Origin of the sequence: Rheinheimera sp. (assembly GCF_020217005.1) — a bacterium.
GTDB lineage: Bacteria > Pseudomonadota > Gammaproteobacteria > Enterobacterales > Alteromonadaceae > Pararheinheimera.
Window position 1 is genome coordinate 1 of sequence record NZ_JAIWOI010000215.1, and the last position, 10,000, is coordinate 10,000.

The 10,000-nt window shown below is 46.8% G+C and carries 9 protein-coding genes; 6 read left to right on the plus strand and 3 right to left on the minus strand.

Annotated elements, in window-relative coordinates; genetic code table 11:
* The first annotated feature begins 2 nt into the window (after positions 1-2).
* The 5 genes from LDL40_RS10560 to LDL40_RS10580 all read left to right on the plus strand — a co-directional run bounded on the left by LDL40_RS10560 (position 3) and on the right by LDL40_RS10580 (position 4,656).
* Positions 3-1,229, plus strand: a complete 1,227-nt coding sequence (locus LDL40_RS10560) for an amidohydrolase family protein (protein WP_300995309.1) — start codon at positions 3-5, stop codon at positions 1,227-1,229.
* 128 nt (positions 1,230-1,357) lie between these two features.
* Positions 1,358-1,708: a hypothetical protein gene (locus LDL40_RS10565; RefSeq protein ID WP_300995310.1), complete on the plus strand. Its 351-nt coding sequence runs from the start codon at positions 1,358-1,360 to the stop codon at positions 1,706-1,708.
* Positions 1,709-1,917: 209 nt separating this feature from the next.
* Positions 1,918-2,076 carry a hypothetical protein gene (locus tag LDL40_RS10570; protein WP_300995311.1) on the plus strand — a complete coding sequence of 53 codons (159 nt, stop codon included), beginning with the start codon at positions 1,918-1,920 and terminating at the stop codon, positions 2,074-2,076.
* Between the two features lie 170 nt (positions 2,077-2,246).
* Positions 2,247-3,755: a catalase gene (locus LDL40_RS10575; protein WP_300995312.1), complete on the plus strand. Its 1,509-nt coding sequence runs from the start codon at positions 2,247-2,249 to the stop codon at positions 3,753-3,755.
* 397 nt (positions 3,756-4,152) lie between these two features.
* On the plus strand, positions 4,153-4,656 hold the full coding sequence (locus LDL40_RS10580; RefSeq protein ID WP_300995313.1) for an ankyrin repeat domain-containing protein: 504 nt from the start codon (positions 4,153-4,155) through the stop codon (positions 4,654-4,656).
* On the opposite strand, the gene LDL40_RS10585 is transcribed toward LDL40_RS10580, so the two are convergent.
* From LDL40_RS10585 to LDL40_RS10595, 3 genes are all read right to left on the minus strand, one after another.
* Positions 4,653-4,997, minus strand: a complete 345-nt coding sequence (locus tag LDL40_RS10585; protein ID WP_300995314.1) for a RidA family protein — start codon at positions 4,995-4,997, stop codon at positions 4,653-4,655. The genes LDL40_RS10580 and LDL40_RS10585 overlap by 4 nt on opposite strands.
* A 12-nt stretch (positions 4,998-5,009) precedes the next feature.
* Positions 5,010-5,801 carry a DUF2884 family protein gene (locus LDL40_RS10590; protein ID WP_300995315.1) on the minus strand — a complete coding sequence of 264 codons (792 nt, stop codon included), beginning with the start codon at positions 5,799-5,801 and terminating at the stop codon, positions 5,010-5,012.
* Between the two features lie 88 nt (positions 5,802-5,889).
* Positions 5,890-8,766 (minus strand): ATP-binding protein, encoded by a 2,877-nt coding sequence (locus tag LDL40_RS10595; protein WP_300995316.1) that lies wholly within the window; start codon positions 8,764-8,766, stop codon positions 5,890-5,892.
* A gap of 195 nt (positions 8,767-8,961) precedes the next feature.
* Between LDL40_RS10595 and LDL40_RS10600 the strand changes: the two genes are divergently transcribed.
* On the plus strand, positions 8,962-10,000 hold a 1,039-nt coding region (locus tag LDL40_RS10600; protein ID WP_300995317.1), incomplete at its 3' end, for a flavodoxin domain-containing protein.

A 10,000-nucleotide genomic window follows, 5' to 3' on the forward strand; every position in this document is an offset into this window, starting at 1 on the left:
TGGTGTGCGCTCAGGTTGAGCAAGTCATTCTGGTTGGACAACTGCTGGATGTTCGCACTGGGAACTACCAGAAAAACAAAGCTATTCTGGTTGAAGCAGGTCGTATCAGCGCTATTGTGGATTTAGACCAGGCGCCGGCGACCGTGCCAACTATTGATTTATCCACATATTATGTGTTGCCAGGCCTGATTGATATGCACGTGCATTTAACTTCAGATCCACAAAAACATGGCTACCGTGGTTTAGTCGAAACACCAACCCGAGAAGCTATCTTTGGTGTTAGTGCTGCCAAAGCCACATTAAAAGCTGGTTTTACCACTGTACGTAACTTAGGAGCTGCAGGTTTCGCTGATGTGTCTTTGCGCGATGCTATAGAAGATGGCGAAATTCAAGGCCCAAGGATGCGGGTAGCTGCTAACACTATATGTATAACGGGGGGGCATTGTGACAACAATCTGCTTCCTCATATTTACAATGCCCGCAGTGCTGGTGTGGCGAATGGCCCAGATGAAGTCCGGGCCAAAGTGCGTGAAAACATCAAATATGGCGCTGATGTTATTAAGTTTGCTGCCACAGGCGGAGTGCTGTCAAAAAATACCGATGTAAACGCAAGTCAGTATAACTTTGAAGAAATGAAGGCCTTAATAGACGAAGCGCATGACAGAGGCCGGATAGTGGCGGCGCATGCTCATGGCTTACAAGGCATTAAACGTGCTATTGAAGCTGGTGTTGACTCTATAGAGCACGGTAGCTTTATTGACGATGAAGCCATCAAGCTGGCAAAAAAACATGGCACTTATTTGGTAATGGATGTGTACGTCAGCGACTATATCTTAAGTGAGGGTGAAAAAGCCGGTATTTTGCCCGAGTCTTTAGCCAAAGAAAAAAAGGTGGGTTTGTTACAACGGCAAAACTTCCAAAAAGCTGTAAAGGCTGGCGTGAAGATGGCCTATGGAACAGATGCTGGTGTTTATACACATGGCTTAAATGGCCGCCAGTTTGCCTATATGACGCAGTGGGGCATGACACCTTTACAGGCGATCCAGGCTGCAACTCTGAATGCAGGTACATTATTGAACTGGAAGAATGAGCAAGGACTACAGAATGTTGGTGTGTTGGAAGTTGGGGCTTTTGCTGATTTAATAGCTGTACCTCGGGATCCCCTCAAGGACATCACAGTGCTGGAACAGCCTGCGTTGGTAGTGAAATCAGGGCAACAAGTGTTATAAATCGCTTTCAGTAGCATTAGAATATCTAATGCTACTGTCACACTTTTTCTCGTCTTTCTTACACAGTCTTGTCATAGCATTGCGGAATAATAACGCTCAGTGAAATGACTTAACCTTGGGGAAGACCTATGAAATTTGTTACTGCTGCTGCATTTACTTTTGCTACTTTACTGACGAGCCAGGTTCTGGCTGCATCTGACTACACTTATTCAAATACTGAATACTGTGAGCTTGTCGCACAAAATGCTGCGGAAAACATGCTAAAAGCTTATGCAAAAAAATTAGGTTTTACACCTGCCCGCAGCTCTTGTGCTCAGTTACTTAATCCTTTGACTGCCAGATTGACTCAGGATGCAGAAGCGCAAATTCGTGCATACTCCCGTGGTTCTGCCCGCAAATTACCAGCTTCTTTAATTCAGCAATTAAAAGCTATGCCTGAACAGCAGCGTCGTGAAGCTTTGGTTCAGATCTACGGTTAATTCGTCGCTTTCAGTTGTATGCATACTTGAAAGCTGCGTAAAGTAGCCCAAGATAACGGCTATACCTTTAGTAACTGAAGCTGCAGCTTTGTTGAATGCGTGTTCTCACCCGGTTAGCTAAGACTAGTAGTTAACCGGGGTTAACCCATTTGTCGCCCCTCTGCAACTCTGATTACTTTGGCACTATACCCAGCAAAGCGGAGCATACAATGAGCGAATTTGATTTTGATTTAGACCATCTGGATTTTGATGGCGCAGAGAAAAAAACAGCGCAACAGCAGCTTGCAGCTGATCTGTTAGCGGCGGAACAGGCCGCCATGGCCGATGACGATTCAGATGATTGTGCAGGTGGAGCCTGTAAAATCTGAATCAAGTCGTAACTGAGCTTTACAGTTAAAACATAAGGGTTTGAGTAGGTTACTCAAACCCTTATTTGTTTTTTAGATTGATGCGATAGTTTTATTTTGTTTTTTTAATTGACCCTTAGCCTCTACTCTGTGTTGGCAGGATAGAGCGAACTCTAAAGAGGGTCATAACAATGTTTCAAAAATCAGCCTTAGTCGTAGCTTTAGGTTTGTCTTTAGCTGTGCATGCAAGCACTTTAACCAGAGACAATGGTGCTCCGGTCGGTGACAACCAGAATTCCACAACAGCAGGTGCAAATGGCAGTGTGTTACTGCAGGACGTACACCTGATCCAAAAATTACAACGTTTTGCCCGTGAGCGTATTCCTGAGCGTGTTGTACATGCCCGTGGTACAGGTGCTCATGGCGAATTTGTCGCTACTGATGATTTGTCCGATTTAACCCTGGCTGCGCCTTTTGCCAGCCAAGGGAAAAAGACGCCGGTTTTTGTGCGTTTTTCGACAGTGATTCATGGCAATCACAGCCCTGAAACGCTGCGGGATCCTCGTGGTTTTGCCGTAAAATTTTATTCTGATCAAGGCAACTGGGACCTGGTGGGAAATAACCTGCCGGTGTTTTTTATCCGTGACGCTATTAAGTTCCCGGATATGGTGCATTCCTTAAAACCTTCTCCAATCGACAATATACAGGATCCAAATCGTGTCTTTGATTTTATGTCGCACGAACCGGGTTCGACCCAGATGTTGACATTTGTTTACTCGGACTTAGGTACTCCGGCCAGCTACCGTGAAATGGATGGTTTTGGTGTACACGCCTATAAGTTCGTCAATGACAAGGGACAAGTGCATTACGTCAAATTTCACTGGAAGAGTCAGCAGGGCGTGAAATCTCTGGATGCGGATCAGGTCACTAAAACTCAGGGCATGGACTTTAATCACCTGACCCGGGATCTGTATCAGAACATCAATGCAGGCAATAATCCGAAATGGGATCTGTATGTGCAGGTGCTCACGCCTGATCAATTGGATGACTTCGATTTTAATCCACTGGATGCAACCAAAACCTGGCCCGACGTGAAAGAGCGTAAAGTCGGCACTATGACATTAAACCGCATGCCGGATAACTTTTTTGAAGAAACCGAACAAGCGGCTTTTGCCCCAGCCAATTTGATTCCGGGCATAGAACCATCAGAAGACCGTTTACTGCAGGGGCGTATTTTCTCTTATGCCGATACTCAGCTGTATCGCTTGGGAGTCAATCACAGCCAACTGCCGATTAACAAAGCCAGAGTAACGGTGGATAACCACAATCAGGATGGTGCTATGAATTTTGGCAACAGTAAATCTAATGTCAATTACGAGCCAAGTCGCATCGAGCCAAAAACTGTGATGACAGCTGCCCGTGCTGTGGAAACCCAACTGGATGGCACTGTGATGCAAAAGGCTATCAGCAAACAGGATAACTTCAGTCAGGCTGGAGCTTTGTACCGCAGCTTTACTAAGCAGCAGCAAGCCAATCTGATCCGTAATTTATCCGGTGATTTGGGTGCTGTGAAAGACTCAGTCACCAAACACAAAATGCTGGCTCACTTTTACAAAGCCGACAGCGATTATGGCACTCGTTTAACAAAGGCTGTCAAAGGCGATCTAAAGCAAGTGCAGCAAATCGCTAACTCTCTTTAAGTGTTTACCAGGTGTAGGTTGGTTGGTTTTTCCCTCCATCCGATCGTAGTTTAAAGCCCTGCGAAACTCGTATGCTCTGTCCTGCACCCAGGGTGAGTTTCGCAGGCACCAATTCCCCTGCGTACTTGAAGCCGCAGCTTTGTTGACTAGCGCTCTCGCCCCAGTCACATAGGACAACTATGCTCCTGGGGTCTCGCTCACTTGTCGCCTCGCTGCAACTTCAATTACTTTGGGGAATTCATGACCATGCGTACTTGAAGCCGCAGCTTTGTTGACTAGCGCTCTCGCCCCAGTCACATAGGACAACTATGCTCCTGGGGCCTCGCTCACTTGTCGCCTCGCTGCAACTTCAATTACTTTGGGGAATCCATAACTCTATATTTGAGGTATTTGTCTGATGCGATTACTGTTACTGAGTTTGATGTTGTTAAGCGCTATAGTGCGTTCTGAAGAACAAGCCTCTGATCCGCTGGAACAGCTCACCTCTTACTTTTTTGCTGCAGCCCGAACTGGGGACATTGTGGTAATCAATGAGTTTTTACAGCAGGGATTTCCTGTTGATCACCGAAATAGCCAAAGTTATACCGCTCTGATGGTGGCCACCTATGCAGGTCAGCAGCAAGCTGTTGAATTGCTGCTGCAACAAGGTGCAGATGCCTGCTTACGGGATAAGCGTGGTCACACCGCCATGATGGGCGCTATAGTCAAAGCGGAGTGGACAATAGGAAAAATTCTCTATCCAATTGATTGCAAAGAAAATCAATCAATAGATGCGAAAACACCTGTTACAGATAAAGCAAAAATGACGGTAGCGCAATTTGCTGAAATTTTTGGCCAAAGTGAAAAACTGCAGCAATTGGCAAAAGAAATACAAAGCAAAACACAGGCTCGCCAGAATTAGAGTGCTGCAGTCACTTTAATTTCGACTTTCCACTCTGGGTTAGCTAAACGGGCTTCGACTGTAGCCCGGGCAGGGGCCTGGCCATCTTCAACCCATAGATCCCAGGCTGTATTCATTGCATTGTAATCGGCCATGTCGGCCAGATAAATAATAGCGTCGACAATACGGCTTTTACTGATGCCGACTTCCGCCAGCAGCGCATCAATTTGTGCCAGCACATTAGCTGTTTGTGCTGTGGCGTCCTCCTGAGTGTTTTCAGGCACCATACCGGATAAAAATACCAAACCATTAGCTATCACAGCTTCGCTGTATCTTTTTCCCGGTTGTATACGTTGAATCATCGTTTTTCCTCGTTATAACAAAGTTTTAAAACCTTCACTCTGTCCATCGATCAGGTCATAGGGTGACATGGCCGGGATCTGTTGTTGAATTTGTTGTTCCAACTGGTCCAGAGTCTTCAATTGCTGGCAAATTTGCTGGCCGCGTAGCTGTAGATTTTTACTGTTCTTTTGCATATCAGCCTTTAACTGGCTGCCAAAGCTCTGCATTTTTGCGCGAAAGCTTTGCATTTTTTCCGTTGCCGATCCCGGGCTTTGTAGCACATTTTGTCCCAAGGTCAGCATCATCTGGCCACTGATCCTGGCCACAGCCTGCTGGATGCGTTGCTCAGCTTCTTTGGCTAAGTTTTTATCCGCTGAACGCAGCTGACTTCCATAGACGTAAATGGTATCCCCCTGACGTCGTACTAACTGATTGAGTTGCTGCTCCAGCTGTTCTACTGGCTGCTGCAACTCCGGATTTTCGGCCAGACTTGTGCCTGTTGTCGCTTTGACATTCTGATCCAATACAGATCTGGCCAATTGCAGACTGTCATCCATCAACGCTGCAGCTGCTGTAACCTGAGAGCGAATACCCTGCTGATAAGCCTTTAGGTGCTGCTGTGTATCCGCTGTGTAGCTGCTTTTCTGCTGGGCCAACCATAACTGCCCCTTGCTATCAATACGCCATAACTCCTGTTCACCGCGCTGAATGCTGACGACAGAAGGGCTCACTTTTAAATCATCCTGCAATGTTAAGGCACATTGACCCTGTGCATAGTTGAATCCGCTGAACAACATCAGGGCCCCTGCAAAGTTATACTTCATAACAACCTCAGTAAGGTAAAAAAACCATGCTGCTGACTATGCGCTGAATCACCACTGAATAGTCTTTGGCATCTGACTGAACAGGAGCTTAAGTGTGCTGTTGGTAACGCCTGAACAGCACTGAAATTACTTCTTTGCTTTGCTGCAAACAAAGTTGTAGCTGGCTGCAGAGCCAGGGTTCTAATGTGCCATGCTGCAACAGGTGTTGCTCACTGAGCCTGCAAAGCTGGCTTAGACGCATTAATCCCAACTGTCCCATACTGCCAATAAGACGGTGAAATACTTTAGGATCAGGTGTGACCTCACTGAGTTCTTGTTGCAGTGCCTGAAGTTGCTCCTGCACATTGATGTCCATCGACAGACGTTGTTCGGGCTGTAATGCCAATAAAGCCTGTTGCAGGTAATCGTTTTGATACAAAGGCTTGAGAGGCGGAAGCTGAGCCAGTTGTGCTATCAGAGCCTGCAGTTGTTCCCGTCGCCATGGCTTGAGCAGTAAAGCGCTGATATGAGCAGGTGGCGTATTATCCAAAGACCCACTCACCAGTATAAAACGACTGCTGTCATCCACTTGCTGTCGGAGCTGCAACTGTTGGATCGTTTGCTCAGCGTTAGCATCTTCAAGTTGGCCATCTAAAAACACCCAGGACCAGAGCTGTGCTGGTAATTGCTGAACCTCGTGCAGACTACGGACTGAGGTCACGACAAAACCCATTTGCGTTAAATTTTGTTCCAGGCTGATACGGCATAATTCGTCATCATCCACCACTAAAGCATTATGCTGTTCAGTACTGTGCGACGGGGTCGCTGGTAGCAGAGCCGAAATCTGACATTGCAGGCTGAAACTAACTTCAGTGCCAAGCCCAGGTACAGACTGGATCTCAAGCTCTGAACCCAATTGGCGAAGCAGCTTTTGGCATACCAGCATGCCAAGACCAGGCCCTGCCTGCAAAGCCCGTTGTTGATTTAACCTCTCTCCTCTTAACAGCTGACTGATTTGCAATGCTGTTAAACCTATACCTGTATCACGGACTTTGAATAGCAGTGTCAGAGTGGAGTCCTGTTGCTGCTGTAGTTCTACTCTGACCTCTACTTCACCTTGTTTGGTGTATTTCACTGCATTAGAGATTAAGTTGGTTAACAGTTGGGTCAGTAAATTTTCATCCAGCAGCAGTAAGCCAGGGACATTCGTTGCAACAGAGCTGCTTAGTTTTAATCCCTTGTTACTGGCCAGGGGTTCAAGCAAGCTATGTAAACGTTCTAACAGTTCCGCCAATACTACCTGTTGCGCCATGGGTTGATAGACACCATGATCCAGTCGGCTAGTGGTCAGAATGTTATTGATTATATTGTCCAGCGACCAAACTGAACGACGGGCCAACTGGATTTTTTGCTGACCATCTGGTTGCTTAATTTCAGGTAAGAGTTGCACCAGCACTGCATCTATACCTTGCAGCGGCGTGCGGATTTCATGACCCAAAGTGGCGATAAATTCATTTTTTATCGCAATTTTTTGTTGCGCCATTTCTTGTTGCTTTTGCAGCAGCAGGAAATTACGACGTGACTTGTGGTAAAACAGCGATAACAATAAGGCCAATGCCAGAAAAGCCCCAATTGACAATAACAACAACATATTTTTTTGATGTTGCTGGGTCAGTTGATCCAATTTTCCTTGCTGAGTCGCCTGTTCTAATTCTCTTTCCAGTAAGTTTTTATGCTGTTCGCTGGCGATCACCAAAGCTTGTTTATGGATCCTGTCATCAAATAACTCTTGCTGCAGAGTCAGTGCTTGTTGTGCAGCCTCCAGCGCCTCAGCAGTTTTGTTAGCAAACCGGGCCAGTTCGGCTCTGACTTTCCAGTAGTCCAACTGGTTTTGAGGATCGGCAAAGTGGGCGATTTTTAACCCGAGTTCCTGGTCTAACACTGAGGCTTGTCTGGTCTGATTAAACTCAAGCAAGGCGGACAAATGGCGTAAGCCGAATATTCTTAAGTTTGCCTGATGGTCTGTGGCGTGCAGCAATTGTTTGATCTGCTGGTATTTGTCATTAGCCAGCTCCGGACGATTAAAATGCAAATCCAGCCAAGCCAAACTTTGCAAAGCATCGGCTTGCTCTATCTTATTATCTACCTGTCTGGCGGCCAACAAGGCTGCTTGCAGCTGCTGTTCACTTTCCTGATAGTTGTGCTGGGCGGATAAAGCCCTGGCCAGACTCAAATGGTACTGAGCGGTCAACGCAAGCTCCTGTCGACTTAAGCGCAACTCCAGAGCTTTACGGGCGAAATCTTCGGCATTTTTATCTTGCCGATAAAGTCGGCTCGCTTCTGCCAGCAGATGCAGGAAGTTGGCCTGACGGTTGCTGTCATCCCCGGTCATCGCCAGGTTTAAACCATCACTGGCAATTTGAATAGCCTGGGGGTAGGCATATAAATTCATATAAATGTGGGCTAAGTCATAACGGATGATTTGCAGAGGTACGGCATTATTCGCTGCTACTGCGATTTGCATGGCTTCCAGAGCTTTGGGCAAAGCCTGATCTGGTTGGCCTAAACGATTCAGATTGTCAGCTTGCCTTCGCAAAGCATTAAACAATTGTTTGGTATCATTGTTCATCCGCGCTAAGCGTTCGGTTTCCTGGCTGATCCGGTAGGCGTGCTGATAGTTGCCTTGCAGCATATGGGCGGTAATTTGTTGCAGCAGTATTCTGCTGTAGTCTGCGCTCTCTCTGTCTTTGGTAAGAGCCAACCACTGTGCTGCATAGTTCAGACTCAAGGCCGGGTCTTGTGTCACAAAAACCTCGGTCAGGCGCACTAAAAGCTGCAGCCTTTGCTCTGCCTTTGTGCTTTGCGCGAGTTGTTGCTGTAGCTGCTGTCGCTCGGTTGGGGTGGAAACTTCCACCTGCTGACCATGAGCTATTGCAGGTACAAACAGGAACAGAGCCAGGCATAAAAAAAGTAGCTGAGCGGCCACTATACAACTCCTTGAACAGATTAAACCCATGCTAACAACCCGTTGTATTAAGGGCAAGAAGTCATCTGTCTTTACAGTTATAAATCAAAAAACATTTTTAATAACTAAAAGCTATAAAGCAGAGATAAGGGTTATTTAGGTTTATCCGTTTAGACGGCTAAAATGGCGTCAACTTAGCTTATTCGTGGTGTTTTTATGCTATTTGCCTCTTTAGCTGCTCAGGCCAGTCCTTTGTCTGCTCAACAAATCAAGGATTTACAGTTGCTTGTCAGCCAGTTAAATCCAATTCAGCAAGCCTGGGTCAGTGGCTATCTGGCTGCGGCTGCTCAGCTGTCCGGACAGGCAACTGCGCCTTTGTCACAAAGCAATGAAAGTGCAGTGCTGACTATTTTGTATGGTTCACAAACAGGCAATGCCAAAGCTGTAGCTACTAAGGTCAAAGCTGTGGCTGAGCAGCAAGGCATAGCGGTTAAGCTAACGGACATAGGTAGCTATAAAACCACTTCACTGGCAAAAGAAAAATATTTGCTAATCGTCACTTCAACCTATGGTGAAGGCGAGCCGCCAGAAAGTGCTGTGGCTTTCCACAAGTTTTTATTCAGCAAAAAAGCACCAAAACTGGATGGTCTGAGCTATGCCGTGTTGGGTTTAGGCGATACCAGTTATGAATTTTTCTGTAAAACGGCTATCGACTTTGACGAACAATTGGCCGCTTTAGGCGCTAAGCGTTTGCATGCCCGCGCTGATCTGGATGTAGATTATGCTGCACAAGCGGCCAGCTGGACTGAAACTGCAGTTCAGGCTTTTGCACCAGAGTTAAAACAAGCTGCGGGTTCCGCCCAGGTTATTGCCTGGCCTGGCGCCACGGCCACTGCAGGGCATGACAGTGCCTATAACAAAGAAACTCCTTTTGCCGCAGAGCTGTCGCTGAATCAGAAAATCACAGGCCGTGATTCAACCAAAGATGTGCGCCATATTGAAATCTCTTTGGCCGATTCAGGTCTCACCTATCAGCCTGGTGACTCGCTTGGCGTGTATTTCCTCAATGACCACCAAGCCGTGGACGCTATTCTTACAGCGACAGGCTTAGATGGCGCTACTGAAGTGCAGTTGGCAGGCCAGACGTACAGCTTAAACACAGCGTTAACAGAGCAGTTAGAACTGACTCAGTCTTACCCTAGTTTTGTCGAAAAATACGCTCAGGCGACCGCTAACAGTGAATTGCTGGAGCTGG

Bases quoted from the DNA above. Each gene is read 5' to 3' on its own strand.
- LDL40_RS10565 (WP_300995310.1), top strand. From the start codon at position 1,358: ATGAAATTTGTTACTGCTGCTGCATTTACTTTTGCTACTTTACTGACG.
- LDL40_RS10570 (WP_300995311.1), top strand. From the start codon at position 1,918: ATGAGCGAATTTGATTTTGATTTAGACCATCTGGATTTTGATGGCGCA.
- LDL40_RS10585 (WP_300995314.1), bottom strand. From the start codon at position 4,997: ATGATTCAACGTATACAACCGGGAAAAAGATACAGCGAAGCTGTGATA.
- LDL40_RS10590 (WP_300995315.1), bottom strand. From the start codon at position 5,801: ATGAAGTATAACTTTGCAGGGGCCCTGATGTTGTTCAGCGGATTCAAC.
- LDL40_RS10580 (WP_300995313.1), top strand. From the start codon at position 4,153: ATGCGATTACTGTTACTGAGTTTGATGTTGTTAAGCGCTATAGTGCGT.
- LDL40_RS10575 (WP_300995312.1), top strand. From the start codon at position 2,247: ATGTTTCAAAAATCAGCCTTAGTCGTAGCTTTAGGTTTGTCTTTAGCT.